This window comes from Streptomyces malachitofuscus (genome assembly GCF_055571035.1).
Window position 1 is genome coordinate 1 of record NZ_JBVIGA010000024.1, and the last position, 26,698, is coordinate 26,698.

At 68.8% G+C, this 26,698-nt stretch carries 19 protein-coding genes; 10 read left to right on the plus strand and 9 right to left on the minus strand.

Going from position 1 to position 26,698, the window contains the following annotated elements:
• Window positions 1–98 precede the first annotated feature (98 nt).
• Window positions 99–281, plus strand: coding sequence for a DUF397 domain-containing protein (locus ACZ44S_RS29565; protein WP_466934242.1), 183 nt, complete (start codon window positions 99–101; stop codon window positions 279–281).
• A 49-nt stretch (window positions 282–330) separates the two neighbouring features.
• Here the strand turns inward: ACZ44S_RS29565 and ACZ44S_RS29570 are convergent, their stop codons facing one another.
• From ACZ44S_RS29570 to ACZ44S_RS29585, 4 genes are all read right to left on the minus strand, one after another.
• Entirely contained in the window at window positions 331–3,510 is a 3,180-nt protein-coding gene (locus ACZ44S_RS29570; RefSeq protein WP_466934244.1) for a type I restriction endonuclease subunit R, read from the minus strand.
• An 11-nt stretch (window positions 3,511–3,521) separates the two neighbouring features.
• Window positions 3,522–4,586: a restriction endonuclease subunit S gene (locus ACZ44S_RS29575; RefSeq protein WP_466934246.1), complete on the minus strand. Its 1,065-nt coding sequence runs from the start codon at window positions 4,584–4,586 to the stop codon at window positions 3,522–3,524.
• 191 nt (window positions 4,587–4,777) lie between these two features.
• Window positions 4,778–6,769 carry a type I restriction-modification system subunit M gene (locus ACZ44S_RS29580; RefSeq protein ID WP_466934247.1) on the minus strand — a complete coding sequence of 664 codons (1,992 nt, stop codon included), beginning with the start codon at window positions 6,767–6,769 and terminating at the stop codon, window positions 4,778–4,780.
• 105 nt (window positions 6,770–6,874) lie between these two features.
• Entirely contained in the window at window positions 6,875–9,061 is a 2,187-nt protein-coding gene (locus ACZ44S_RS29585) for an N-6 DNA methylase (protein ID WP_466934249.1), read from the minus strand.
• A 147-nt stretch (window positions 9,062–9,208) separates the two neighbouring features.
• Between ACZ44S_RS29585 and ACZ44S_RS29590 the strand changes: the two genes are divergently transcribed.
• The 5 genes from ACZ44S_RS29590 (at window position 9,209) to ACZ44S_RS29610 (ending at window position 15,843) form a co-directional block, all read left to right on the plus strand.
• Complete coding sequence (locus ACZ44S_RS29590; RefSeq protein ID WP_466934251.1) at window positions 9,209–10,435, plus strand: DNA sulfur modification protein DndB; 1,227 nt, start codon at window positions 9,209–9,211, stop codon at window positions 10,433–10,435.
• A 68-nt stretch (window positions 10,436–10,503) separates the two neighbouring features.
• Window positions 10,504–11,085 (plus strand): hypothetical protein, encoded by a 582-nt coding sequence (locus ACZ44S_RS29595; protein WP_466934253.1) that lies wholly within the window; start codon window positions 10,504–10,506, stop codon window positions 11,083–11,085.
• 173 nt (window positions 11,086–11,258) lie between these two features.
• Window positions 11,259–13,043, plus strand: a complete 1,785-nt coding sequence (locus tag ACZ44S_RS29600; protein WP_466934254.1) for a hypothetical protein — start codon at window positions 11,259–11,261, stop codon at window positions 13,041–13,043.
• Between the two features lie 209 nt (window positions 13,044–13,252).
• On the plus strand, window positions 13,253–13,786 hold the full coding sequence (locus ACZ44S_RS29605) for a hypothetical protein (protein WP_466934256.1): 534 nt from the start codon (window positions 13,253–13,255) through the stop codon (window positions 13,784–13,786).
• Window positions 13,783–15,843, plus strand: a complete 2,061-nt coding sequence (locus ACZ44S_RS29610) for an Hsp70 family protein (protein WP_466934258.1) — start codon at window positions 13,783–13,785, stop codon at window positions 15,841–15,843. Before ACZ44S_RS29605 ends, ACZ44S_RS29610 begins: the two co-directional genes overlap by 4 nt.
• Before the next feature lie 36 nt (window positions 15,844–15,879).
• On the opposite strand, the gene ACZ44S_RS29615 is transcribed toward ACZ44S_RS29610, so the two are convergent.
• From ACZ44S_RS29615 to ACZ44S_RS29630, 4 genes are all read right to left on the minus strand, one after another.
• Window positions 15,880–16,386: a hypothetical protein gene (locus tag ACZ44S_RS29615; RefSeq protein WP_466934259.1), complete on the minus strand. Its 507-nt coding sequence runs from the start codon at window positions 16,384–16,386 to the stop codon at window positions 15,880–15,882.
• Between the two features lie 171 nt (window positions 16,387–16,557).
• Window positions 16,558–18,384: an alpha/beta hydrolase gene (locus ACZ44S_RS29620; protein WP_466934260.1), complete on the minus strand. Its 1,827-nt coding sequence runs from the start codon at window positions 18,382–18,384 to the stop codon at window positions 16,558–16,560.
• A gap of 9 nt (window positions 18,385–18,393) precedes the next feature.
• Entirely contained in the window at window positions 18,394–18,855 is a 462-nt protein-coding gene (locus tag ACZ44S_RS29625) for a hypothetical protein (RefSeq protein WP_466934262.1), read from the minus strand.
• Between the two features lie 238 nt (window positions 18,856–19,093).
• Window positions 19,094–19,693 carry a hypothetical protein gene (locus tag ACZ44S_RS29630; RefSeq protein WP_466934263.1) on the minus strand — a complete coding sequence of 200 codons (600 nt, stop codon included), beginning with the start codon at window positions 19,691–19,693 and terminating at the stop codon, window positions 19,094–19,096.
• 215 nt (window positions 19,694–19,908) lie between these two features.
• On the opposite strand from ACZ44S_RS29630, the gene ACZ44S_RS29635 reads away from it, so the two are divergent.
• The 3 genes from ACZ44S_RS29635 (at window position 19,909) to betT (ending at window position 25,191) form a co-directional block, all read left to right on the plus strand.
• Window positions 19,909–21,375 (plus strand): aldehyde dehydrogenase family protein, encoded by a 1,467-nt coding sequence (locus ACZ44S_RS29635; RefSeq protein WP_466934265.1) that lies wholly within the window; start codon window positions 19,909–19,911, stop codon window positions 21,373–21,375.
• Between the two features lie 47 nt (window positions 21,376–21,422).
• On the plus strand, window positions 21,423–22,973 hold the full coding sequence (locus tag ACZ44S_RS29640; RefSeq protein ID WP_466934267.1) for a GMC family oxidoreductase: 1,551 nt from the start codon (window positions 21,423–21,425) through the stop codon (window positions 22,971–22,973).
• Between the two features lie 91 nt (window positions 22,974–23,064).
• Window positions 23,065–25,191 (plus strand): choline BCCT transporter BetT, encoded by a 2,127-nt coding sequence (gene betT / locus ACZ44S_RS29645; protein WP_466934268.1) that lies wholly within the window; start codon window positions 23,065–23,067, stop codon window positions 25,189–25,191.
• 72 nt (window positions 25,192–25,263) lie between these two features.
• On the opposite strand, the gene ACZ44S_RS29650 is transcribed toward betT, so the two are convergent.
• Window positions 25,264–25,887 (minus strand): HD domain-containing protein, encoded by a 624-nt coding sequence (locus tag ACZ44S_RS29650; protein WP_466934270.1) that lies wholly within the window; start codon window positions 25,885–25,887, stop codon window positions 25,264–25,266.
• Between the two features lie 170 nt (window positions 25,888–26,057).
• Between ACZ44S_RS29650 and ACZ44S_RS29655 the strand changes: the two genes are divergently transcribed.
• A complete protein-coding gene (locus tag ACZ44S_RS29655; RefSeq protein WP_466934271.1) occupies window positions 26,058–26,600 on the plus strand; it encodes a hypothetical protein in 543 nt (180 codons plus the stop codon).
• The last annotated feature ends 98 nt before the right edge of the window (window positions 26,601–26,698 follow it).

A 26,698-nucleotide genomic window follows, 5' to 3' on the forward strand; every position in this document is an offset into this window, starting at 1 on the left:
CACTACAGCGGCAGAAATATGACAGCCACACCCGATGCCCCCGGGTCTCCCGATCCTACGAATGACCGCGAGTAACCCACGAAGAAAGGTATGGAGCTATGAACACGGTCGAGTCGTGGCGCAAGAGCAGCTACAGCGGCGCGGAGGGCGGCGAGTGCATCGAGGTCGCCGAGACCAGCGACGCTGTCTTGGTACGTGACTCCAAGCGGCCCGCAGAGGCCAGGTTGTCCTTTGGGGCGGAGGCGTGGGCTGGCTTTGTGCGGATGGCCGCAGGCCGCTGACGTACGACGAGTGGCGTCCGGTGCGCACGGCACACCGGACCCCACTGCCTCAGAAGTCGTCCAACCCTTCCTCCCGGCGGATCATCCGCCAGGCCGCGCGGCGAGCGCTCCTGTCGAGGTTGGACTTGAAGTCTCGGTCCGTGCCGAAGTACCGCTTGCCGAGCGTGTCGATGGTGGAGACATGATCCATCATGTTCTCCTCGAACTTCTTGTCGAAGACGATCCCGAAGTTCTCCTCGTCGTTGACGACGGCCGCCGCCCGGACCTTGGGGTCCTTCTTCGTAGCGTTGAAGGCCGGGAGAACGTCCTCCTCGGTGAACTCCGTACCGAACTTGGAGTTGAACTTCTCGATCAGCTCGGACAGCAGTGACTTGTCGGAGTCCTTCGCACCGCCGGTCCCGTCACCAAAGCCCTTGAGTTCGGCGGGACCCTCGGGGTTGAGGGACACATCGTGCTCGCCGGTCTTCTCGACGCGCAGGTGACTGAGGTCGACCTCGCCTATGTCGACGCCACCGTCCGCGAGGCGGGGGAGCCGGTTGAGCAGGTGGCGCCCGTAGAGGTGCAGGCGCTCCAACTCGGCGTCCCGGTAGGGCACGATCTGCGCCAGGAAACCGTACTTGCGGACGTAGTCGTTGAGGTGGGCGCGGAACTCCTCGGCCGTCTCGACGTCGTCCTCCTCCTCGCTCTCAAGGAGCGCGGTGAAGCGGGCCACGGCGGGGGAGAGGAGCCGGTACAACTCGGCGTGCAACTTCTCCCACTTGGACTGGACGCCGCCTGCCTTCTTCTCCGCTTCCAAGTACGCGGCGACGAACTCGTCCATGTCCTGCTCCGAGATGATCGGCGCGGACATGACGCGACTCTGGGCCGTGTAGAGGAGGTTCGGGTCGGAGGGCAGGGTGTGCGCCTCCTCGAAGTACGGGCGGAAGGCATCCTGGATGTCCTCGGCCTCGTTGACGAAGTCCAGGACGGCGAGGTCGGCCTGGGACTTGCGCTCGGCGGTGCGGTTGAGGCGGGAGAGGGTCTGTACGGCGGCGATGCCGGTCAGCGTCTTGTTGACGTACATGGTGGTGAGGAGCGGCTGGTCGAAGCCGGTCTGGTACTTCTCGGCGACGACCAGGATCCGGTACTCCTGCTGCCCCTTGCCGCCGGCCCTCGCGGCCTTGTCGTCGGCGCGGGTGTAGCCGAAAGCCTTCGGCAGCGCGGCCTCGGAGATACCGCCGTTCTCCTTGACCTCGGTGGTCTCCTCACCGTCGATGGTGAGGGAACCGGAGATCGCGACGAGCACGCCCAGGTCCGGGTACTTGGTGTCGTACTCGCGGTCGGCGATGTAACTGCGGATGGCGCGGGCCATCTGCACGGCGGAGTGGCGAGATGCCGTGACCACCATGGCCTTGGCCCGTCCGCCGAGTCGGCCGCGGGTGTGGGCGAGGAAGTGCTCGACGATCACCGTGGCGTGCTGGGACACGGTGTGCTCGTGCATGAGGGCGAACCGGGCGAGCTGGCTGTTCGCCTTGGAGGGGTCCACCTCTTTCTCGTCGCGGTTGAGGTTCGCGAGCTTCCAGTAGGTGTTGTAGGTGACGTAGTTGCGCAGGGGGTCGAGGATGAAGCCTTCCTCGATGGCCTGGCGCATGGAGTAGGTGTGGAAGGGGCGGTAGACGGTCTTGCCGTTCTCGACGCCTTCCGTGCCGAAGAGTTCGAGGGTCTTGGACTTGGGCGTGGCGGTGAAGGCGAAGTAGGAGAGATTGGCGGCGCGGGAGCGTGCGACTGCCTTTGCCTTGAGCTGGTCGTCCACGGTGAGTGTGGTCGCGCCCTCGTCGTCCGAGTCGGAGTCCAGGCCGAGGTCCCGCAGAGCGGACTTCACGGCGGTGGCGGCGTCACCGGACTGGGAGGAGTGCGCTTCGTCTACGATGATCGCGAAGCGGGTGCCCTTGATCTCGGTGGGATTGCGCTTGATGTAGTCGAGCAGCGCCGGGAACGAGTGCAGGGTGACGGTGACGATCTTCCCGGTGTCCCGGGAGAGCGCGCGGGCGAGCTGCTCGCTCTTGGCGCCGTGCTTCTCGTCCACCTTGACGACCAGACCGTCGGTCTGGCTGAAGCTGCCGACAGTTTCCCGGAGTTGGGCATCCAGGTTCCGGCGGTCGGTGATGACAATGACCTTGTCGAAGACGGGCTCGCCCGGCTTGATGCGGCCCTCGGCGAGCGCCTCGGGGTTCAGGACGCTCGGGTCGGTGCGGGCGTGCAGATCACTGAGGCGGTGGGCCAGCCAGCCGATGGTGTTCGACTTGCCCGAGCCGGCGGAGGCCATGACCAGGTAGTTCTGGCCGGCGCCGTGCACTGACGCGTGAGCGGTGAGCTTGCGGACCACGTCCCACTGGTGGAGGCGCGGGAAGATCGTCTTCTTGGTAATGCCGCCGGGCGTTTTCTCCTTCTGCTGATGCACGAAGCGCTGGAGGAGGTCGAGCCAGTTGTCCCGCTCCCAGACCTGTTCCCAGAGGTAGGAGGTGGCGTACGTGCCGTGGGCTGTGGGGGAGGGGTTACCGGCCCCGCCGGGCTGGCCGGGGCCGTTCGACCCGGTGTTGAACGGCAGGAAGTGGGTCTTCTTCCCGCGCAGTTGCGTGGTGACGAAGACCAGGTCCGGGTCGACGGCGAAGTTCGCGATGACCCGGCGGGTGAAGATCAGCTCGGTCGGGTCCCGGTCAGTCCGGTACTGCTCCTTTGCCTGCTCGACACCCTGCCCGGTGAGCGGGTTCTTCAATTCGGCCGTGGCGACGGGGATGCCGTTGAGGAACAGGGTCAAGTCGAGCCGGTGCCCCCAGTCGGCCTGCTTGGTGGCGTAGGGGAGCTCGCGGACGACGGTGAGCCGGTTGGCCCGGTAGCCGTTGAGTACGGAGTCGGCGGAGATGAGGTTGGGCTTGAAATAGGCGACGCGGAGCCGCACACCACGGTCCTTAACGCCGTTCCGGAGGACATGGAGCAGCCCATCATCGGCAATGGCCCGGTCGAGCCGCTGCGCGAAACCGCGCTGGGCCTCGTTGGTGTTGTTGCCGTAGACCGCGAGCAGCTCGTACCACTCGTCGGGCTGAGTCGCCCCGATGAAGGTGAACAACTCGCTGGTGTCGAGTCCGAGGTCGGCCTGATAGTCCTCGGGATTCGCCTCCCGCCAACCGCGCTCGCAGAGGGCGGCAACGATGGCAGACCCGAAGGAGGACTCGTCGTGCACAGGGCTCATACGGCAACTCCTTAGGTTACGTTGCGACCGCTGGCGGTGGTGACGTCGAATTGGCCGGTTACGGCGGCGGTAATGAGGGCTTGGCGGCGTTCGGTGAGCAACCTCTGGGCTTGAATAAGCTGGTCGCGTACCAGGGACATGCTGCGAATTGAGTGTGAGACCTTATCGATTAGTCTCTCACCGTCTTCGGGGATCGGAATGCGGTACTGGCGTAGTTGCTCACCTGTAAGGTGCGGGATCGTGGCGATGTTGCCATCGGCGCTGAAAACCCCGCAAGATTTAGCGAACCTGAGCCAGTACATCAACCACTCGACAGGTACGGGCCCGGCCTGCCTCACGCGATGCAGCGACTTCTGAAAGTAACATTCTTTGATCTGGCCGTCCCATACTGCGGCCTCAGCAACTCCTGCTCCTCCCTCACAAACGAGAAGGTCTCCGGTATGCACGGAATACCGTTGCATCTCGTCTGCCTCGAAGTGCATCGTTGCCATGTCGGAAGTGTCAATCTCATACCAGTGCACATTGGCGTTGCGAAGGTATGGTCGCTGACTTTGGCCAAGCGTCCGGTCGGCATTCAGCATTTTTCCGAGCTCGGTGGAGAAATAGGCATAGACAGGGCCTATTTTCCAATTCTTTGGAATGTAAGGAAGCCATGGCCAACCCGTTGGCTGTCCGTCAGTGCGTGTTGCGTTACCTGCGAGCGCCTGTCCAATAATGGCCAACTCTCGCTCAGATAGGGCTGCGATTTGATCTTTTCGTTTTGACGTGATGCTGTCGATGCGCGCAGTCTCAGCGTCGAGGAAGTCTGCGATGTGGCGTTGCTCCTCTAGCGGAGGTACCGGGATTCGGATGCTGCCGAACTCATCAGGATTAATTCTCGGTGTGCGGACATTGCCGAGGTCGACGGATCCGATCCCGCGAAGTCGTTGAACGACTTTCCCCCGAAACCAAGCAGACCGAAAGAGGTGATGAAGATACCTACTTTCGACCAGAGGGCCGGAGCGCAACACCATGTAGTCCGGACTGACTACCCCTTCCTGAGGGCTTCGCCCCATGGCGCCCTGGTAGGCGGACATTCGGTTCACCACGATGTCCCCTGTCGCGCAGACCTTGTAGTTGCTCAGGTCCTCCGCGCGAGGCAAGTCGTCCGTAAGCTCAGAACGGGGCACTACACCGCGGTACTGGGAAACTGAAAGAAGTGGCAAAGTTCTCGCACCGGCGCGCTCGTCGATTTCTCGGAACAGCAACTTTCCCGGGACTCCCTGCATCACTGCGTCGCCTCCCGCAGCAGTTCTTGGATATCCGCCTCCAGGGCCTTCAAATCCGCGTCGATCTCCGCCAACGGCCGAGGCGGCTCATACACATAGAAGTGCCGCGTGAACGGAATCTCGTACCCGACCTTCGTCTTACTGCCGTCGATCCACGCATCCGGCACATGAGGATGAACCTCCCGCGCCAAGTACTCCTCAACGTCCTCCCCCAACGGCACGTTCTCGTAGTCCCGAAGCTCGCCATCCGGCTCGGGCTGCCCCTTGACGAGCTGCACCTCGCCCTCCGGATCCCGCACCCCCAGCACATCCCGCAGCGCCTTGTTGAACGGCGCCCCCGTGGGCCACGTCCCGCCGGCCTGGACCACCGCGTCCTTCAACGCGAGCCAAGCTTCCTGCTTCGTACCCCAGCTCGCCCCGACCAGCGACTTGCACGCGTCCGCCAACGCCGAAGCCTGCGGAAGCTTCTGGATCGCCTTGGACGCCTCCAGCGCCGTCAGCGTCTCCTCCGTCACCTCGAACCGCAGCTTCAGCGGCCGCTCGACGGTGATCCGCTGGTACCCGAAGTCCTCGTTCGCGAAGACCTTCACCTTCCCGTGCAACGGATGCTCCGCATCCCCCGCCACGGCCAGCGCCTCCCCGTACAGCTTGACGACCTCCGCGATGTGCTCCTTGCCCAGAGCCTTCCGCTTGTCGCCCAGCGACTTCCGCATCTTCTGCCACTGGTCCCGCGCGTCCAGCAGCACGACCTTGCCCTTGTGGTCCGGGCTCTTCCTGTTCGTCAGGATCCAGAAGTACGTGGAGATCCCGGTGTTGTAGAAGAGCTGGTCCGGCAGGGCGACGATGCCCTCCAGCCAGTCGTTCTCCAGGATCCAGCGCCGGATCTCCGACTCACCCGACCCCGCCGCCCCCGTGAACAACGGCGAACCGTTGAAGACGATCGCGAGCCGCGAACCGCCCCCGCCGTTCACATCCACCGGCTTCATCTTCGAGATCATGTGCTGGAGGAACAGCAACGACCCGTCGTTGATCCGCGGCAGCCCCGCCCCGAACCGGCCGGCCTCGCCCAGCGCCTTGTGCTCGTGCTCGACCTCGTCCTTGACCTTCTTCCACTCCACGCCGAACGGTGGGTTGGCCAGCATGTAGTCGAAGGACTTCCGGGCGTGCCCGTCATCCGAGAAGGAGTTGCCGAAGGCGATGTTCTCGGGGTCCTGCCCCTTGATCATCAGGTCGGACCGGCAGATCGCCCACGACTCGGGGTTGAGCTCCTGCCCGAACACCTCCACCGTGGCGTCCGGGTTCAGCTCCTTGATGAGGTCGTCCATCGCGGAGAGCATGCCGCCCGTACCGCAGGCCGGGTCGAGGACCGTGCGCACCGCACCCGGCAGCTGCAACGCGTCCCCGTCTGGGGCGACCAGCAGCCGCACCATCAGCTGGATGACCTCGCGGGGCGTGAAGTGCTCACCGGCCGTCTCGTTCGACTGTTCCGCGAACCGGCGGATCAGCTCCTCGAAGATGTAGCCCATGTTGTGGTTGGGCACGACCTCGGGACGCAGGTCCAGGTCCGTGAACTTGCCGATGACCTGGTAGAGCAGCCCGGCGCTGTCCAGCCGCTTGATCTGCTGCGCGAACTCGAACCGGTCCAGCACGCCCCGCGCGTTGTCGGAGAAGGCGCCCACATACACCTGGAGGTTCTGGGCCGCGTTCTGCGGGTCCGCGGCGATCTTCTTCAGGGTGAGGCTCGACCGGTTGTAGAAGGAGTGCCCCGACGCCCGCCGCAGGAAGCGGTCAGGGTCGATCCCGCTCTCCCTGTGCTGCTCCGCGATCTCCGCGACCTTCTCGCGCGTCGGTTCGAGCACACACTCCAGTCGCCGCAGCACCGTGAACGGCAGGATGACCTTGCCGTAGTCGGACTGCTTGTAGTCCCCCCGCAGGAGGTCGGCGACGGACCACGCGTGGTTCGCCAACTCCGTGTGCTTACTGCTGTTCAACTGGATCCCCAGGTTCCTTCCGAAATGTCCCGACCCCACCGCCACGGCCGGTCGACCGACCGGGACGGTCCGACAAGTGTGGTCTACGTGTGAAGGCCCGCGTGCCTAATGGGACGAATCGCCACCCTGACCGCGTACCTTTCCCGCCTCCCGCGACGGCAGCAGCTGTCCGCCCGTGAGCCCGCCCGCCAGCAACCTGGCCGTCTCCTCCGCCAGCCGCGTCGCCCGCCGAGCCTCCGCCCGGAGCGCGTGCACATGCCGGAACGCCTCCCCATACCGCCGCTGCTCCTCCAGCGGCAGCAGCGGGACGCGCAGCCGTCCGGGGCTGACGCTGAGCACCGTGCTGCCCGTCGACGCGCCCGCGATGTTCTCCTCCGAGCCCAGGAACCCGGCGAGGAACCAGGCGTCCAAGCGCTTCGGGTCCGGACGGAACAGGTGGACGTGGAGTCCGAGCAGTGCGCCGGCTTCCTCCTCGCCCGCCACCCGGGCCATCGGGCCGTCCTCGCCCACGACCGCCCGTACGAGGACGTCCCCCACGGTGATCACGGGCGCCGTCGCGCCCCGCAGCTCCGCAGGGTCACCCGTGGGACCCGAACCGCGCGAGATGTCCGAGCCGGTGAGCACCGCACGGGCGCCCGCCCGCGCCCCGCTCCCGTCGTCCTCCGCGCGCCCCCGCGCGCCTTCCGGCACCGTACGCAACAGGGTGAGTGCCCCGCCGCGCGCCAGGTCGGACGCCGTGGCCGTCCGCCACTCCCGTGCCTTCGCGCCCGCCGCGCTCCACTCCTCGTGACCGGCCGCCCGCGCGAGCGCCTTCGCCGCCCGGGCCAGGTCCTGGCGGGTGGCGTCGACCCCTGCCGACAGCTTCGCCGGATCGACCTCGGCCCGCGATGCCCGTACGAGCCGGGCGGGGGTCAGATCCACCACGTCGTCCAGCAGGTCCACCACACCGACCGCGTGCGCGACACCCGGTTCACCCTCGAACACGTCCGGGTCCTCCGTGAACGCCCGCCACGCACTCAGGGCACGCGCCGTGACGCCCGGCCAGTCCAACGAGGCGGACCGGCTCACTCCCCGCGTACGACCCGACGTCGTACCGCCCGCCGCGGCCCCCGCCGGCGCTTCCGCCGCCGTGTCCACGAACAGCACCGACTTGCGCTCCGGGCCGCCCGGCTCGGGCCGTTGCAGCACCCACACCTGAAGCCCGACGTGCAACGGCACCGAAGCACCCACCGGCAGCGCGATCACCGCCCGCAGCGCCCCACTGCGCACCAGCTCCTTCCGCACGCGCCGACCCGACGCACGCCCGGCCGTGGCCGGCGGCAGCAGCATCACCGCGTAGCCACCCGGGGCCAGATGCGCGAGCGCATGCTGCACCCACGCCAGCTCCGACTCGGCGCGGGCCGGGACGCCGTACGCCCAGCGCGGGTCGTAGGCCAGCTCGTCGTGCCCCCAGTCCCGGACGCCGTACGGCGGGTTGCACAGCACCGCGTCCGCGATCAGCTCCGGAAACGCGTCCGCACGGAGACTGTCGGCGGCGCGCACGGTGACCGTGGCCTCGGGGGCCGTCAGCATCAGGCTGACGGCGCTGCGCCGTGCCTGCACGGGCAGGTTGTCCTGGCCGTACAGCTCCCGTGCTCCCCGCCGCGCGGCGGCCGCGAGCAGGGTGCCGCCACCGCAGGCCGGGTCCAGGACGCTGGACGGGGAGCCCGGAATCAGGCGGACCATCAGGTCGGCCAGCGGCGCGGGCGTCAGATACGCGCCGGACGCGGCGCTGTCCTCCAGCTCCCGTTCCGCGAGCACACGCAACGCCGCCTCGCCGCCCTCGTCCCGTACACAGGCGTACAGCGCGCGCAGTACCGTCGCGTCGTCCGCCTCGAAGCGCACCGGGTCGGCGGCCGGCACGGAGTCTCCCGCCGCCACCGTGTCACGCTGCGCGTGCGCGACCAGATCCGCGTCCGGCAGCTCCGTGGCCGCCGTCACCTCCTCCGCCGCATGCCCCGCCGCCGCGAGGACGAGGAGCAGCAGCCCCTCCGACGTACCGCTTCCGCCGCTCTGCGCGCGCAGGCGCAGCGTCGTGCGCAGCTCCTCCGACGGCGTCGCCGCCGAGGTGTGACCGCGCGAGGCGAGCCAGGTGCGCACGGACTCCAGGTCGTACAGCGGACTGCTGTCCGTGCCGCCGGACGGCGCGGGGAAGTCCTCGTGCCGGCGGCGCCAGTTGCTGACCGTGGCGCGCGTGACCCCCGCGATGCGGGAGATCTCGGCGGCGGTCACCTGCGCGGATGACTGGGGCATGACGGCAGTCCTGAGCCTCTCTGGAGTGAACAGTCAACAACCTACAGCGTTCGTCAAATCTGTCAACGTGATTGACGACGCTTTCACTGGCATGCTTCTCTGGTGTTGCTTCCGAGGGGAAGTCGCAAGCACTCCGGGGGGAGTCCCATGCTTCTGACCATGCCGACGGCCGTCGTCGAAGGCACCCAGCTCACCGTGATGCCGTTCCGCGCCGACGCCGTCGTCGGAACGATGTCCGTGCCGACGCTCGTCCAGCTCGTGCCCTCGCCCCGCGCCGAGGAGGACCCGCGCAAACTGAAAGCGGCCTCCGGGCTGGTGCGGCGGCACGCCGAGCTGCGGGCCACCGTGCAGCGCACGCTCAAGTCGTCCCAGAAGGGCAAGAACGTCGGCCCGTACGCCGAGTACATCGCCGCCGGACTGAAGGGCGAGCTCGGCGCGGCCTGGTCCACCCCGCCGGTCACCCTCTGGCACGCCGGACCGCTCGCCGCGCTCAGCGACGAACTCGTCCTTGGCAGCGGACTGCGCACCCTCACCGTCGCGCCCGGCACGATGGTCATCGCCATCGACGGCGAAACCCAGACCACCGCCTGGCACGACCTCTACGACGACCCCGAGACGTACGGCCTCACCTACCCCGAACTCGCCCAGGTGCGCCTGCCGTTCGAGCTGTACATCGACCTCGCCCCGGCCGACGCCCGGCAGATCTTCTACGACCGCAACGTGCAGGGCGTGGCCGTCGCCAAGAACCTGGCCATGTCCATGGACCAGCGTGACTACGGCACCCGGCTCGCGCACCTGGTCGCCGACGCGGTGAACGTCGACGTGGACGGACAGCGCGTGCCGTTCGCCCGGCTGGTGAACGTCAGCAAGCGGCAGGTGTCCGCGAGCGACCGCGAGGTCGTCACCCTCTCCGCACTGCGCGCCCTCGTCGTCACCACGCTCTACGGGCGCAACGGTCTCCAGCGGTCCGCCGAATCGGTGCACGAGGACGAACTCCCGGCGGCGTACCGGCCCGAGCAGGTCGAGACCACCGTCGTACCGGTCCTCGCGCAGCTCATCGCCCGCCACGCCAACCACTTCACCTCGCGCAGCGCCATCACCGCGCCCGCCGTCCTCGCCGGCATCGGCATCGCCGCCCACCACACCATGCCGTGGACCGACACGGCGTCAGCCTTCCGCACCGACGACCTGGTCCGCCTCCTGGGCGACATCCGCTGGGAGCGAGAGGCGAAGTACTGGGACGGCGTCGCCGCCAAGACCGGCACCTCCGGACGCCTCAACTTCAGCGGCGGCGTCAAGGACTCCGGCGGCCGGGTCGCCGAGGCGATCCTCTACCCGGCGACGGAGGCGGGCCGCAGGATCCGCGGCTTCTGACCCACGGGCGGCGCCGCCCTCTCACGCACCCACCACCCGTCACTACTTCGGGAACGGAGCACACCACCATGTCCTTCCAGCAGCCCCCGCCGCCGCCCAACCATCCACCGCACGCCGCCGGCCCCTTCGGCCTCGGCGCTCCGACCGGCCCCGGACGGCCCCCGGGAGACCGCAGACGCTGGCTGAAATACGGAGGCGTCGCGCTGGTCTCCCTGCTCATGGGCGTCGGCATCGGCACCAGCGGCGTCTCCACCGACGACAGCGAGGCGACGGCCGCCGGCACCAAGGCGAGCCCGCGCCCCACGGCCACCGTCACCGAGACCGCCGAGGCCGAACCGGCCCCCACCGTCACCGAGACCGAGACCGAGACGGTCACGGCGAAGCCGAAGAAGACCGAGAAGCCGGGCCCGGCGACCTCCTTCTCGGGCGAGGGCGAGTACCTCGTCGGAGAGGACATCAAGCCCGGCACCTACAAGACGGACGGCCCCGAAGGCGACTTCGGCTGCTACTGGGAGCGGGCCACCAACGCCAGCGGCGAGTTCGACTCGATCATCGCCAACAACATCCTCAACGGCCCGGGACGGGTGACCCTCAACAAGGGCGAGACCTTCAAGACCAACCGCTGCCAGGAGTGGAAACGGGCGGGGTGAACGGCGGTCGTACCGGTTCCCCTCCCACGGCGCCGGGACGGGACGTTTGAGCTGGTGAATTGGCTGCTGTGCTTCTGGGGTCATGATGTCCTGCCTTACTATCTGAAAGCGCCGGGATCTTGTCGATCTGGGGAGATTCGAGGGTTCGCGGCGAGGGGGAAAGGACTGCATCGATGAGCACGGACCCGGCTGCCCCGGATGTTCTGGAAGCCCTGCGGCGTGCCGAGATGGAACGGCGGGAACAGCGGCGTCGGGCCCGGGAGACCGGTGCGGCCACTCCGCTGCATGTGCGGCGCCGCTCTGCCGCGGGCGGCAGTGGCACACGGCCGGGGTTCGAGCCGGGGAACGGCGTCGTCGAGCAGCCGAGGCCCGAGCCGGTGCGATTGCCCCCTCGTGTGGCGCGCGCACTCGAGCGCGTCGTCGCGGAACTGCGGGAGGAACCCGCACTGGTCGAACGTTTGGCGGAAAAGGCTGCTCACTCCCCGGACCCGCTGGGAGCGGTGGCCGTGGAGGCCGCTGCCCTGCTGAGTCGGTTGGACCCCCTGTCGGCTCTGGGCCATGTGCTCGATCTCGTGGCCGGAGGCCTGCCCGTCCTCAGCGAGGAGGACCGGGTGCGTGCCGAGGCACTGCGGTCCGGTCGTCTGCCTCCGCCGGCGGTGCAAGTGCCGTCCGCCGACGCGTGGCAGCTGTTCCTCGAGCTCAACGAGGCGCAGGGGCGAGCTGTGCTGTCCTCCGCCGCGTGGCAGCGCCTGGCGCGGGCACTGCCGTTGCCGGTCGTCGACGACCTGATCGACTCGGGCGCTCTCCGCAAGGCTCCGTCTCCCCGTACCTGGCCGGAGCAGACCGAACACGTCACGTACATGACGGCGCGTCTGGATCCCGGCGCACTCTCTGACGACGACGTACGGGCTCTGGACTGGCGGGGCGAGGAGTGTCGGCGAACGCTCGAGGCAGGCGGAACGATCGACCCGGTCGACGGCCGCCACGACGAGTGGAGTCTGCGCTCGGCACTGCTCGGCGGCGAAGTGTCGGTGGTGGACGTCCTCCGGCCGTACGACGACCCGGACCTGCCGGCGGATCTGCGGGACCTCGTGCTCTGTCTGCAGCGGATCCGCCGCGGGGGCAGCCCCGACGTCCGACTGGCACGGGACCGGTCACTGTTCGGTCTGCTGGAGGACTGCTTCGCCCACGAACGTGTCGTGTCCGGTGGCACTCCGTTCCACTACTGGGCCGGAACCCGGCGTCTCTACCGGCTTCTTGACGACATGCACTGGGCCATGGCCTGTGAGCCGGAGCGGGCCGACACCGTGCTGCGCTCCGTCCTGCAGCAGGCCGCCGCTCTGCGCAACCCGGAGCCACGGGGCGCTGCCAGTGCGGCCGACCGGGAGGCCAGGGCCGTACAGGCCTACGTCGCCTTCCTGCATGTCCGCCCCGGGGACCGCGACCGGCTCGACATGGGCGTCGGCCTCCTCGAGGACGTGCTCAAGCGGGGAGGCAAGCAGCGAGGTGGCGTGGACGGAGCGGAGCGCCGCCACATGCAGCGCCTCAGCGAACTTCTGCAGTCGCTGCGGTTCAAGTCCAGGCCCCAAGACGTGCTCAACCCGTACCTGGCCCTGTGCGTCGAACACGGATCCACCGAGTGGGGGCAGGGGTGGCGGGACCTGCGTCGTCAAGTGGCGACGGACCGGCTCGAATACATCAACGGGGCGAAGGACCGCATCCGACGCATCGACACGGCACAACGCCTGGGGCAAGAGCCGGAAGAACTCTACGAGTTGCCGGTGAACGAGCGGTTCCTGTGGGTGCCGAAGGAGCGCAGCTTTCTCTTGCAGCCCGGTCCCCGGCCACTGGACCGCAGGACCGCACCCAGCACTGAGCGGGAGAAGTCGTGGGCCGCCGCGGAAGCGGCCCGGGAGATCATCGGCCGTTGCGCCGCGAGAACGAGGAACCGTCACTGATGCCCTCCGAGAAGAAGCCGAACAAGTCGGCAGCACAACAGCGTCGTATCCCGGAGTTCGAAGGGGTGAGATCCAAACCGCGCCAGGGTCGCGGCGCGCGTCGGAACCGGGCGGAGGGGAACGGGGAGCGGCCGCCGCGTGACAACCCCCGGGCGTCTGCGCGCACGGACGTCGAACCGCTGGTCGACCCGCGTTCGGACCCCGAGGTGATGTTCCGCATCCTCAGCGAGAAGATCGCGGCGAAGGTGGACCGGGCCGCGATGAAGGCCGGAGCGAGCGCCGCCCAGGAAGTGAGCCGACGACTGACCGCCGAACTGGACGCCGCCATCGCGGGGGCCCAGTCGGCCGCCGGGAAAATGGGCACGCTCGTCCAGCAGGCCGTCCAGTCGGCCGTGGACGAGGCCCTGCGCACCGCGGTGCTCAACGCCACCCGCGTCCACGAGGAGCATCTGGCGCAACTCGCCCTGATCGACCGCACCGCTCAGACGGCTTCGGATCTCGACGCCGTACGACTCCGCGTCGAGCAGGAGATGCGCCGCTCGGGTCTCACCCGGATCACCGCCGCGGACCCGGCGTCCTTCAACCTGGTCAATCCCACGGAGCACGAGGGCAGCACGACGTACGAAGTGCTGGCGCCGGCCTACGCGGACAGCGGCAGCGGCCGCATCATCCAGCGCGGCGAAATGCGGCGCCTGCCGCCGGATCAGGAGGATCGGGCTGCGGAGGAAGGGAAGAGCAGATGACGTTCGGCATCGACTTCGGTACGAGCAACAGCGTCGTGGCCCGCTGGACGGGCAGCGCCACCGAGGTCATACGAGTGGACTCGGCCGCGCTGCCCGCGGAGTGGAACCGGCCTGGCTTCGACGAGCTGTTCCCTTCTGTGGTCTCTCTTCGGGACATCCAGCGGACCTTGTGTTTCGGCTGGTCCGCCAAGTGCGAGACCGCCGATCCGCAGGACGCGGTCAAGCGCATGCTCGCCTCACGGCCCAGGGCGATGGACGACGAGGACACTGCTGCCGTCAGCACGGTTCCCGAGGAACACGAGGTGTGGCTCGGCGACGAACCCTTCCGTAGTACCGCCGTCGCCGCAGCTCTCTTCGACCGTATGCGGGACGGGGTTCGCCGGAATCTGCGTGAGATGGACGCGGCGGTGGTCACCGTGCCGGCGAACGCCACGGGAGCCGCGCGTTACCGGACCAGGGCAGCCGCCCGTCTCGCCGGCATCAAGGTCAAGGCGCTGATCAACGAGCCCACCGCGGCGGCGATCAGCTACGCGCACGACTTCCCCGGAGAAGGCCGCTTCCTCGTGTTCGACTGGGGCGGCGGCACCATCGACGTGACCCTTCTCGAGCACTACGACGGCATCTTCGACGAGGTCGCCTCACGTGGCATCACGGCGCTCGGCGGTCTGGAGTTCGACGAGGAACTCGTAAAGCTCGTCCTGCGCAAACTGGGGAGCCACCCGCACGGGCTGACCCGCCAGGAGGCGCGACGCTGGAGGCGCCATGTCGAACTGACAAAGATCGCGTTGTCCCAGCCAGACACGGATCAGGTGCTGTTCGAACCGCTCGGAGGTCTCGCCTCCGTGGTGATCCACCGGGACGAGTTCGAACAGGCAGTGGAACCACTCGTCCGCCGTGCCCTGGTGCCTCTGGAGGAGTGCTTGCTGGATGTCGGGCTGACCGCCGACGACCTGGACGCCGTGCTGATGATCGGTGGCACGTCGCAGATTCCCCTGGTCCGGCGGGAAGTCGAGCGTGTCCTCGGGGCGGCGGTCGTCGACCCCCGGCTGTGCAAACCGATGACCGCCGTGGCCAGGGGCGCCGCCATCACGGCCGCCGAGATCGACGGCCTGATTCCTGAGACGACCATCTCCGTGGCGACGAGTCACGACCTCGGCCTGTCCTTCGTGGCCGGCGAACGCAGAGGGTTCGCCCCTCTCATCCCCCGCTACTCGACGCTGCCCGCGCGAGGAACCCGCAGCGCCATGCCGGCCGTGCGCGGAGCATCCAAGGTGGTCCTGGAGATCGTGGAGGGCGACGGAGAACGTGCCGCGGACGACGAGCGGACGTTCCCTTTGGCCCGGCTCGAACTCCCGGTACCCCGGCCGGACGCCGACCCGTCGAGCAACGTCTTCGATGTCGACTACCACTACGACCGCAGCGGCATCCTCAAGGTGCACGCCACCGCACGTCACAGCGGCACGGTCATCCTCGACGAGGAACTGGACTGCTTCGGCCCCGATGGAACGCCGATCGTGCAAGGGATCGACAGGGAACTCGAGCGGCTGCTCCGGCGCATCGACGAGCCCGCACCCGGCGCCGCCGCACAGGTGCCCCCGCCCTCACGGGCCGAAACACCCACGGACAGCCCCGAGACCTGGGAAGAACCGCTGGGCTCGGGCGCTCCGACCCTCGTGGTCGACGGCCGGGGCATCATGACCGCGGGGCGTACCGCCGCCTCACCCAGGCCACCGAGCATGCGATTGCTCGGGTCCGCCCTGCGGGAAGTCCGGCGTCGCTACGCGGACCATCACGTGGTTGCGGTGATCGGCACGGATCTGGTCGACCTCGTCGAGTACGACGAGCAGGACCTGCTGGACAGAGCCATCGCGGAAGGGCACATCGTCACCGTCCCGTCGACCTCTCCCCAGGCCGTGCTCAACGTGGCCCAGCAACTCGACGCTCTGGTCGTGTCCATGGAGGACCTGAGACGACTGCGCATTCCCTATCCGTGGGTCGCGGAGAAGGGGCGCTTCGTCAAGCTCGCGAGGGTCGAACGCCACTGGGTGTTCACCTGAACGGCGGTCGGCGTACCTTTCGGGCGAGTCGGTTGCTCAGAAGTGGTCGACCGTCTCTCCCTCGGGCACCTGGTAGCAGCCCGACGTGACGGTGATGCCCAGGTTCGGTGTCGCGTCCTCGGAGTACTGGACGATCCAGACGCTGACCTTCTTCGTGTCGTTGTCGGCGACCAGGTTGAGCGCCTTGCTGGGACTGTTGTCGCGGTACAGATCCTTGATCACCCAGCCGCCCGTGTTCAGCTTCTTCTTCAGGTTCTCCATCGCCACGTCGACGTCGCGGGGCTTGGACGGTGCGAAGTTCCAGGGGTGGTAGACGGTGAAGTACACCTCCGGGTCCTTGCCCTCGCACTCCTTGACGCCGGGGCCGGGCTCGGACGCCTTGCCGGGGACGCCGGCGAAGCGGTAGAGCTCGCTGGACACCTCCTTCACGGCGGCGACCGCGTCATCGGTCGTCGCCGTGCCCGCGTCGGGGGCACTCGTCCGGGCCTCCTGGGATTCGCCCGCGGTGCTGCCGGGGGAGTCGTTGGCGTCGTTGTCGGTCATGCCACATCCACTGAGGAGAAGTCCGGTCAGGACGAGGGCCAGGGGGAGGGTGCGAGGACGGCGACCCCGGTGGGGCGGGGCCGGTGCGGGGCGGGGTGCGTAGAACATGGGATCCAAGGTCTTCGTCGTAAGGGGGAGGCGGCGGAACGGTGCTCGGCACCGTCCTGCCGCTTACTCGGGAGTGGTCACGTAGCCGTACTTTCCGACCACGACCAGCGCCTGATTCTTCAGCGCCGTCGTCCCCCGGTCCCAGTATTCGCTGTGGCCCGAGGCCCCGGTGGTGCCCGTGGGGCCGCTCCCCTCCGGTCCGGTGTTCATCTGGTTCGCGCCGAAGGCCTCCTCGTCGCTGGGGATGAGGAAGACGCCGCCGCCGAGACTCCAGTTGCTGCCGCCGTGACCCCAGCGGCCGATGTCGGGCACGGGGTCGCCGTCGGCCTCCTGGTTCCACACGTGCCCCTGCGGCACATCCATCTCGTCGGCGTGGCCGACTTTGACACCGGGGCTTCCGGCGAAGATCACATCGTCGGCGTTGAGGGTGCCCGTCTCGGCGGCGGCCCCGATGAGGGTGGTGCCGTACGAGTGACCGATGGCGGTCCGGTGCGGTTCCCCGGGACCGGAGTGGGAGGCGTCGAGGCCGTCCATGAACTGCCGGTACGCGGGGGCGCCGTCGTAGGCGTAGTGCTCGAAGGGGGCGTCCTTGACGATCGATTGGGGCGCGTCGTAACCGAGCCAGGTGATGGTCGAGACGGAGGCGTCCGGTGACGCCTGATTGGTCTGGCGCCACAGCTCGGTCATCCGGTTGATGTCGCCCCCGACCTTTTCCAGGTTCGACGTGGTGCCCGGTACGTACACCGCCTGGTGCTGGGCGGTGTCGGGGTTGCCGGTCGCGACGATGGCCCTGCCGTTCCCCTCCGGGCTGAAGCCGAGCAGGTAGGCCTCGGGGAGTCCCTCCTTGCCGGTGGCGTCGAAGCGGCTCTGGATGGAGCCCATGCCCTTGAGGGAAGCGGTGAGGTGGCGGTAGTCGTCACCGTACTTCCTGTTCCACTCCATCCATTCGTCCGTGTGGACCTTGGACGGGTATCCGCCCGCCGTGATCCACGTCCATTCGTTGGCGGGCGGCTTCGGGATCGAGTCGAGCCTGAGCTGGTACTCCGAGCGCTTCTCTTCGAACACCACGCGGTTCGCCTCGTCCCTGATCTCGGCGGGCAGGCCGTCCAGCCGTCCCACGAGCTCGGGGTGGGTGGCGAGGTACGCCTCGCGCTCCTCGGTAGTGAGCCCTCTCCACCAGTCCGCGTTCTGCTGGGGGGTGGCGTCCTTGGGCGGTCCGCCGATGGACGCCAGGTACTCCTTGCCCGCCGCGCGGACCCCGCTCATGTCGGTCTGGGCGTCCTTCAGGTCCGCGTCGGACACCGTCAGATCGTCGTCGGCCTTCAGGGCACGGATCTTCGGCGCCCACTTCTCGTCCGCCTGCGTCGCCTTCCTGAGGGCGCTCGCGATGCGGTCCGCTATGGCCAGGGCCCTGGCGTGGTGGGGATTGGGATCGACGTTCGCGGCCTGGCGGGCGATGGCCTGGGCCATCGGGTCCGTGTGGCTGCCGACCGTGCCGCCCTTGGACGGCGACGTGGCCCCCTCCTCCGGCGGGCCCTCCGGGTAGGTGACGTTGCCGTTCGCGTCGACGGTGAACTTCGCCGCCTCCGCGTCGTCGAGCGCGGACAGGAGTTCCTTGCGAGCGGCGTTCAGCTCGTGCGCGAATCCGTTGAGCGCCGTGCTGACCAGGCCGCATTCGATCTGTGAGTAGTGGAAGTTGGCCGCGAGCTTCCTCAGCTCCCCGACGGCCGCGTCCAGCGCCTCACCGTTGAGGGACTTGCGCATGCCCGGGACCACGACACGGTCGATGTGGTCCTTGGCCGTGTCGGCCATGTCACCGGCGGCACGATAGCCGTCGGCGGCGTCCTCGAATTCCGAGGGCTTCAGCCTCTTCAGGGTCGCGAGGTCCATACCGCTCCGTCACCGCCCCGGGGTCTCGCCGCCCACGGCGGGCGTGTCCGCGTACCGGGCGTCGACGGCGGCGAGCGCCGAGCGTACGGCCTCGTCCGTCAGCAGCACGTCGTGTCCGATCTGCTCGAAGATCTTCTTGATGCTGCCACAGCGGTCGTCGATGCCCTTGAGGTAGGCGGCCCAGGACTCATGGACCTCCTTCTGCGCCGCGGCCGACAGGCATCCGGTCGTGTCACCCAGGCCCTGCTGCCCGTCCTGCAGCTTCTTCACGGCCTTGTCGACGTCGCTGCCCAGCCCGCCGACGTCCTCCCCGGCCTTGTTCCATGCCTTCTTGCTGGAGACGAGCCCCTTGGTGACGCTGCTGGTGGTCGGCCCAGGACCGTCACCCGGCGGGAGCTGGTTGAGCTGCATCTGCGCGGCGTGCCGCTGAGCGGCCTCCTGCTTGAGCTGATCCCACTCGTCCCATGCCATGCGTCGTCCTTCCCCCTGTTCCGGGCTTCCCGCTGCGCCCCGGAGCAGCGTACCCAGGAGATCGTCGGTCGGCACTGAGTATCCCTACTCAGTGCCGGGAGAGGACCTTCCTCGGGTCGGGCGTGCCCGCCGGGCAGCGGAGCGAAGTGCCCGGATGCGCGTAGTACTTCGACCACGTCGCCGACCCCGTCGCGGCCGCCGTGCACAGCGGTTCAGGCCATGGGGTCGGCCGAAGCGACTAACCAGCAGCCCCGGCCTCGACGACGATGGTGCCTATGGTCGATTCCGGGCCGGGCCCCTCCGGGCGGTCGACCTTCCACCAGCCCAGCACGTCCTCGTACTCCGGCTGTGGAATCGCACGTCCTTCGGCGGTCATCAGGCGTCCCTGATACGCCTGGGCGTAACGTGCGCGCACCGAGTGGACGCCGGGTTCGTCAGGAACAACGAGGTCGCACGACACATTCACCCACTCCGCCGGACCCGGGTTGTCCTCCGCCAGCGCCTGGACGCGGCTGCCGGCATTGACCACCCGCACGCCGCCCCCGCTGCGCTGCTTGCCGTTCCACACCGACGCCTGGGCCCGATCCTGGCCCGCCAGTCCCACGATCACCTGGTTGATGGCGTTGCCGCACTCCGAGCAATCGTGCAGCAGGTCGAAACTGACCTCGTGTGAGCCCCCTCGGGGGACGCGTACCACGTTGGCCTGGCCGTCGATCCTCACGTTGCGGATCCTGAACCGGAAGGCCTTCCCGCCTCCGTACGGTTCGACCATCTCGGTGTCGGCAGTGGCAGCCGTAGCGCTTCGGTGGACATCGCTGTGACTCATCTTGTCGGTCACGGGCCAAGTAAACAGGCGGCCACTGACAAGGCGGGCCACGTCCAACGCCTTCTCCGGCCGCGGCAGCGTCGACGAACCCGCTAGCCCACCCGAGTCACCCCGCCACCCGTCCGCACCCGCCACCGCGCAGCCTCCGCGCGCTCGCCGGAGCATGGGTCGTGCTGCCGACCGGCAACCCGATCGGTACCGGGCGGATGCGAAGGAGGGCCCGCGCGATGGGCGAGCTGTACATCGACGGCGCGTGGACGGGGGCCGCGGCCGGCGGGAAGCGGGACGTCATCAACCCGTACGACGCCTCCGTCGTCACCACCGTGGACGAGGCGGACGCCACCGACGTGGACCGGGCGGTGCGTGCCGCCCGGCGTGCCTTCGAGGAGGAGGACTGGGCGTACGCCCCCACACGCCGGCGCGCCGACCTCCTGCTGCGCGTGCACGACCTGCTGCTGCGCGACATCGACGAGATCGCCCGCACCGAGACCCTCGACACCGGCAAGACCCTCACCGAGGCCCGTATCGACGTGGAGGACGTGGCCAACGCCTTCCGCTACTTCGGGGAACTGGCGGGCAAGGACGGCGGCCGGGTCGTGGACGTCGGCCCGGACGTCCTCAGCCGCGTCGTCTACCAGCCGGTCGGGGTGTGCGCGCTCATCGCCCCCTGGAACTACCCCCTGCTCCAGGCATCGTGGAAGGTCGCGCCGGCGCTGGCCGCCGGCAACACCTTCGTGCTCAAACCCAGCGAGACCACACCCCTCACCACCATCGCCATGATCCGGCTGATCGAGGAGGCCGGCGCACCGCCCGGCGTCGCCAACCTGGTCCTCGGCTCCGGAGCGACCGTCGGCGCGGCGCTGACCGCCCACCCCGAGGTCGACCTGGTGTCCTTCACCGGCGGCCTGGCCACCGGCCGCGCCATCATGGCCGCCGCCGCCGAGGGGCCGAAGAACATCGCCCTGGAACTGGGCGGCAAGAACCCCAACATCGTCTTCGAGGACGCCGACTTCGACGCCGCCGTGGACTACGCCCTCGACGCCGCCTTCCTGCACGCCGGTCAGGTCTGCTCCGCCGGTTCCCGCCTGCTCGTCCAGGACTCCCTGCACGACCGGTTCGTCGAGGCGTTCGCCGAACGCGCCCGTGCCATCCGCCTCGGCAGCGGCCTGGAGGAGGGCACGGAGAGCGGCCCGCTCAGCTCCGCCGAACACCGGGACAAGGTCGAGCGGCACATCGCCGCAGCGAAGGAGGAGGGGGCGCGGCTCGTCACCGGCGGGGCCCGCCCCGACGACCCCGAGCTGAGCCGCGGGTTCTTCCTGCTGCCGACGATCTTCGCCGACTGCGACAGCTCCATGCGCATCGTGCAGGAGGAGGTCTTCGGACCGGTGGTCACCGTCGAACGCTTCCGTACCGAGGACGAGGCCGTGCGCCTGGCCAACGACACCCGCTACGGCCTGGCCGGCGGCGTGTGGACCTCCGACGCGAGCCGTGCCCAGCGCGTCGCCCAGCGGCTGCGCCACGGCACCGTGTGGATCAACGACTTCCATCCCTACGTACCGCAGGCCGAGTGGGGCGGCTTCGGCCGCTCCGGCATCGGGCGCGAGCTCGGCCCCACGGGCCTGCGTGAATACCAGGAGGCCAAGCACATCTACCAGAACCTCGCTCCGGCCCCCTCCGGCTGGTTCAAGGGCTGACCGGGCGCGGCCCGCCACCACCCGACGGCACCGAAGAAAGGCGTTCCATGGCCTCCACCACCCCGCACGGCGCCGAGTCGTCCTACGACTACGTCATCGTCGGCGGCGGCACCGCCGGCTGTGTGCTCGCCGCCCGCCTGAGCGAGGACCCGGACTGCCGCGTCTGCGTCGTCGAGGGCGGCCCCAGCGATGTCGGTGACGAGCGCATCCTGCGGCTGCGCAACTGGATCAACCTGCTCGGCACGGAGTTCGACTACGGCTACACCACCGTCGAACAGCCGCGCGGCAACTCCCACATCCTGCACTCCAGGGCCCGTGTGCTCGGCGGCTGCTCCTCGCACAACACGCTGATCAGCTTCCTGCCGCTGCCGCAGGACCTCGACGACTGGGTGGCCGCCGGGTGCGCCGGCTGGGACCCGGCGACGATCCTGCCGTACCGCGACCGGCTGCAGACCACGATCGTGCCGGTGGCCGAGGCGGACCGCAATCCCATCGCCAAGGACTTCGTCACCGCCGCCTCCCGCGCCACCGGCGTCCCCGTCGTCGACGACTTCAACGCCGAGCCCTTCGCCGACGGCACCGGCTTCTTCTCCCTGGCGTACGAACCGGAGGGCAACCTGCGTTCCTCCGCGTCCGTCGCCTACCTCCACCCCGTCCTGGACCGCCCCAACCTCACCCTCCTCCTGGAGACCTGGGCCCACCGTCTGCTCACCGACGAGTCCGGGCGGCTGACCCGCGTCGCCGTCCGGGGCGCCGACGGCGAGCCCGCCACCGTGCGCGCCGAACGCGAACTCCTGCTGTGCGCCGGTGCCATCGACACCCCGCGCCTGCTGATGCTGTCCGGCATCGGCCCGGCCGACGACCTGCGCCGCCTGGGCATCGACGTACACGCCGACCTGCCCGGCGTGGGGGAGAACCTGCTGGACCACCCCGAGTCCGTGATCGTCTGGGAGACCGAGGGACCGCTGCCGCCCAACTCCGCGATGGACTCCGACGCCGGTCTGTTCCTGCGTCTGGAGAAGGGCCAGCCGCGTCCGGATCTGATGTTCCACTTCTATCAGGTGCCGTTCACCGTCAACACCGAACGACTGGGCTACCCCGTTCCGAAGTACGGGGTGTGCATGACGCCGAACGTGCCCCGGGCCCGCTCCACCGGCCGTATGTGGCTGCGCAGTGCCAACCCGGCCGAGCATCCCGCCCTGGACTTCCGGTACTTCACCGATCCGGAGGGCCACGACGAGCGCACGATCGTCGAAGGGCTCAAGGTGGCCCGGGAGGTGGCCGCGACCGATCCGCTGAAGGGCTGGCTCCTGCGTGAAGTGGCGCCGGGCCCGGAGGTCACCTCCGACACCGATCTGTCGGAGTACGGACGCCGTGTCGCCCACACGGTGTACCACCCGGCGGGCACCTGCCGGATGGGCGCGGCGGACGACCCGATGGCCGTCTGCGATCCACAGCTGAGACTGCGCGGTGTCGAGGGTGTGCGCATCGTCGACGCGTCGGTGTTCCCGACGATGCCCACCATCAACCCCATGGTGACGGTCCTCCTCGCCGCCGAACGCGCCGCGGACCTGCTCACCCGGGCGTCGGAGCAATAACTCACAGGTCTTTCGTGCTGCGGAGCCCCGGCGGACGCCGTCGGCCGCCGGCAGCCGACCTACTGGCCCTCAGCGAAGGAGGAACACGGCCGTGTCGACCACTGGAGCGCAGGGCCCCGGGACGGCGCCGGACGAGACGCCGTCGGAGGAGGTGCCGATGGGCACGGTCCGGCTCAAGCCCGTGGTGTTCTTCGGGTCGGCCGTCCTCATCCTCGCGATCTCGATCTGGGCGATGATCACCCCTTCCGGCGCGGAGAAGACCATCGGAGTGGTGGTCGGCAAGATCTCCGGCTGGTTCGGCTGGTACTACTTCCTCGCCGCGAGCCTGTACCTGCTGTTCGTCCTCTTCGTCGCCGCGTCCAAGTACGGCACGATCAAGCTGGGTCCCAAGCACTCCAAGCCCGACTACGGCCTCTTCACCTGGGGGGCGATGCTGTTCGCGGCGGGCATCGGCATCGACCTGATGTTCTTCTCGGTCTCCGGGCCCGTCAGCCACTACCTCGCGCCGCCGCAGGGAGACCCGGAGACGCTCGAGGCCGCCCGGCAGGCCGTGGTGTGGACGCTGTTCCACTACGGCATCACCGGCTGGGGCATGTACGCGCTGATGGGCATGGCGCTCGGCTACTTCTCCTTCCGGTACCGGCTGCCGCTCGCGATCCGCTCCGCGCTCTATCCGATCATCGGCCGCCGAATCCACGGACGGATCGGTGACACCGTCGACCTGGCGGCCGTCATCGGCACCGTCTTCGGTATCGGGGTGACGCTCGGCATCGGCGTGGTGCAGCTGAACTACGGACTGAAGGTCCTCTTCGACGTGGAGGAGGGGCTGGCCGCACAGATCGCGCTGATCGTCATCGCGGTGGCGATGGCCACCGCGTCCGCGGCGTCCGGCGTCGACAAGGGCATCCGCAGGCTGTCGCAGCTGAACATCCTCCTGGCCACGCTGCTGATGTTCTACATCCTGGTCGTCGGCGAACCGTTCCGGCTGCTCAACGCCATCGTCCAGAACGTCGGCGACTACGTCAGCCGCTTCCCGTCAATGACCCTGAACACCTTCGCCTACGACCAGCCCACCGAGTGGCTGGACGCGTGGACGCTCTTCTTCTGGGCCTGGTGGGTCGCCTGGGCGCCGTTCGTCGGGCTCTTCCTGGCCCGCATCTCGCGTGGCCGCACCCTGCGCGAGTTCGTCGCGGCGACGCTGGTCATCCCGTTCCTCTTCACCGGGCTCTTCCTGGCGATCTTCGGCAACAGCGCCCTGTTCGTGGTGCGCGACGGCAACGCCGAGTTCGGCGAAACGGCCATGAACGTCCCCGAGCAGGGCTTCTACACGCTCCTGGAGCAGTATCCCGGGTTCCTCTTCAGCGCCGGACTCGCGACGTTCGTCGGGCTGCTGCTGTACGTCACGTCCGCGGACTCCGGGGCCCTGGTCATGGGTAACCTCAGCGCCGAACTGCCCACCCCGGTCACCGACGCGCCCCCGTGGCTGCGTATCTTCTGGGCGGTGGCGACAGGGCTGCTCACCCTCGCCATGCTCATCGTGGGCGGGGTGCAGGCGCTCACCAACGCCACCATCATCATGGGTCTGCCCTTCTCCTTCGCCATGTTCCTGATCATGGCCGGGCTCTATCTGGCGTTGCGGACCGAGTACATGAAGGTGGAGGCGAGGGTGACCACGCTGCCGCTGTCGCTCTCCGGACGTATGCCGCAGCACGGTCTGCCGGGTGCGCCGAACTGGCGGCACCGGCTGGCGCGCGCGATGGCGTTCCCCAGCAGGCGGGCGGCCGAGCGCTTCGTCGACCAGGTGTGCCGCCCCGCCTTCCAGGAGGTCGCCGAGGAGTTGCGGCAGCAGGGTGCGGAGGCGGAGGTCCTGGAAGGCACCGTCGAGGAGAACGGCCTCCCTCATGCCGGCCTGCGGGTGCCCATCGGTACCAGTGACACGTTCCTCTACGAAGTCTGGCCCGTGGAGCTGCCGACCCCCGCGTTCGCCACCCGGTCGGTCACCACGCACGACACCTACGTGCGCTTCGAGGTCCGGCTCAGCGAGGGCAACCAGGAATACGACGTGATGGGTTACACCAAGGAGCAGCTCATCGCCGACAGCCTCGACCAGTACGAGCGGCACCTGGAGTTCCTCCGGGTGCGCCACGAGACGGCCACCGGTTCGGCGCTTCCCGACCACCGGCTGGACGCGCCGGACGCACACCGGCCGGAGCAGTAGACACCGCCGGGCAGGTGGCGGGCCGCCGGGGGAGCCGAACGGCGGTGGCGTCCCCCCGGGGGTTCGCGGTCCCTACGCCCGCACGGCGGACGTCGTCGCGTCCCCCACCGGGCCGGCGCCCGGCACCGGCCCGGTGAGGTCCGGGTCGCCGAACCGCGTGCGCAGGGCCTTGAAGGCCGTCACCTTGTCCTCGCCGAAGCGGCGGACGTGGGTGGCGTACGCGTCGGGGGAGAGGAACGCCGACGGCCGGGACTTGCTGTGGAACTTGTCCGCGTACATCACCAGCTTCTCCTCCTCCGTGACCGCCAGGTAGTCACCGGGAGGCAGGGGCAGGCCCTGGGACACGATGTCGTGCCGGGTGACGCCCACCCCGGTGTGGTGGGAGCAGAAACGGCGCAGGGGCTCGGGGAAGCCCTCGCTCTCGAGGATCTCGTGGCCGAGCAGGCCGTGCCGGATGTAGTTCTTGTGGTCCAGTCGTCCGTCGTCGCCGTAGAGGCGGTAGACGCCGATGTCGTGGAGGAGGCAGCCGGCGCGGACCAGCTCGGCGTCGAGGTGCGCGAGGCGGGGCGCGGCCAGGAGCTGCTCGGCGACGTTCCAGACGATCTCGCAGTGCGTGTGGACGAGGGCGAACGCCTCGGGGGTGGGCGCGTGCTTCTCGTGCAGGGCGCGGATCTCTTCGGGGCCCGGAATCCTCATCGGGGCAGCGTAACAACCGTTCGTCGGGCCGGGGCGGGTAGTTCCCGCGGCGGGCTTTTTCACGCGATGGGATGGTGCTGCGGGGAGCGGGCACCCGCCGGGCGCGCGGGCCGTTCGAGCTGGTGACGGGACGTGTCGTCCCTTCCCAGCACGGAAACGGGGAGCAGACCATGGAACTGACCTTCCACCACAACGCCGACGGCACGACGACCGGACGCAACGAGGCCAACGGCTTCACCGTCACCCACGCCGACGAGGAAGAGGTGAAGCGGCAGCTGTACGAGGACGCGGGGTGGGAGTACACGCCTCCGCCCCCTCCCGTGCCGCCCGGGTTCCACCGGTTCTCCCTGGTGCACGACGACGTCCGGGGCGCCGGGTTCACGGACGAGCGGTACGCGGGGCTGCGGGCCCGTCCGCCGGAGGGGTGTGCGCCGGTCGACCGGGGGTGCTTCGCCCTGGCGTGCGAGCGGCCCGGGAAGACACTGATGGACGCGGTCGCCGGCACGGTCGCGGAGATCCGCCGCGATCACGGGCTGGTGATGAACAGCCTGGGCGTCGAGAAACCCGAGGAGTGGTTCGACACCGACACCAGGAACGGATACGCGGCGGAGATCGTCGCACACCTGGTGGTGATGGCCGCAGACCGGGCCCGGCTGCTCGGGTACGGGCGCAAGGACGTGGTCCGGCTGCTCGACGCCACGGGGATCGAGTAGCCGGGATGGTTCAGCGGTCCCTGGACTCCGGGGACGGGTTCAGGACCTGTGCGACCGGACCGAGTGAAGCGGTCGTGCCTGTCCCCGTCTCCTCAGGA

Bases quoted from the DNA above. Each gene is read 5' to 3' on its own strand.
- ACZ44S_RS29640 (WP_466934267.1), top strand. From the start codon at position 21,423: ATGGCCTCCACCACCCCGCACGGCGCCGAGTCGTCCTACGACTACGTC.
- ACZ44S_RS29600 (WP_466934254.1), top strand. From the start codon at position 11,259: ATGAGCACGGACCCGGCTGCCCCGGATGTTCTGGAAGCCCTGCGGCGT.
- ACZ44S_RS29635 (WP_466934265.1), top strand. From the start codon at position 19,909: ATGGGCGAGCTGTACATCGACGGCGCGTGGACGGGGGCCGCGGCCGGC.
- ACZ44S_RS29605 (WP_466934256.1), top strand. From the start codon at position 13,253: ATGTTCCGCATCCTCAGCGAGAAGATCGCGGCGAAGGTGGACCGGGCC.
- ACZ44S_RS29625 (WP_466934262.1), bottom strand. From the start codon at position 18,855: ATGGCATGGGACGAGTGGGATCAGCTCAAGCAGGAGGCCGCTCAGCGG.
- ACZ44S_RS29575 (WP_466934246.1), bottom strand. From the start codon at position 4,586: ATGTCCGCCTACCAGGGCGCCATGGGGCGAAGCCCTCAGGAAGGGGTA.
- ACZ44S_RS29655 (WP_466934271.1), top strand. From the start codon at position 26,058: ATGGAACTGACCTTCCACCACAACGCCGACGGCACGACGACCGGACGC.
- ACZ44S_RS29570 (WP_466934244.1), bottom strand. From the start codon at position 3,510: ATGAGCCCTGTGCACGACGAGTCCTCCTTCGGGTCTGCCATCGTTGCC.
- ACZ44S_RS29595 (WP_466934253.1), top strand. From the start codon at position 10,504: ATGTCCTTCCAGCAGCCCCCGCCGCCGCCCAACCATCCACCGCACGCC.
- ACZ44S_RS29650 (WP_466934270.1), bottom strand. From the start codon at position 25,887: ATGAGGATTCCGGGCCCCGAAGAGATCCGCGCCCTGCACGAGAAGCAC.
- ACZ44S_RS29615 (WP_466934259.1), bottom strand. From the start codon at position 16,386: ATGACCGACAACGACGCCAACGACTCCCCCGGCAGCACCGCGGGCGAA.
- ACZ44S_RS29590 (WP_466934251.1), top strand. From the start codon at position 9,209: ATGCTTCTGACCATGCCGACGGCCGTCGTCGAAGGCACCCAGCTCACC.
- ACZ44S_RS29565 (WP_466934242.1), top strand. From the start codon at position 99: ATGAACACGGTCGAGTCGTGGCGCAAGAGCAGCTACAGCGGCGCGGAG.
- ACZ44S_RS29620 (WP_466934260.1), bottom strand. From the start codon at position 18,384: ATGGACCTCGCGACCCTGAAGAGGCTGAAGCCCTCGGAATTCGAGGAC.
- ACZ44S_RS29610 (WP_466934258.1), top strand. From the start codon at position 13,783: ATGACGTTCGGCATCGACTTCGGTACGAGCAACAGCGTCGTGGCCCGC.
- ACZ44S_RS29585 (WP_466934249.1), bottom strand. From the start codon at position 9,061: ATGCCCCAGTCATCCGCGCAGGTGACCGCCGCCGAGATCTCCCGCATC.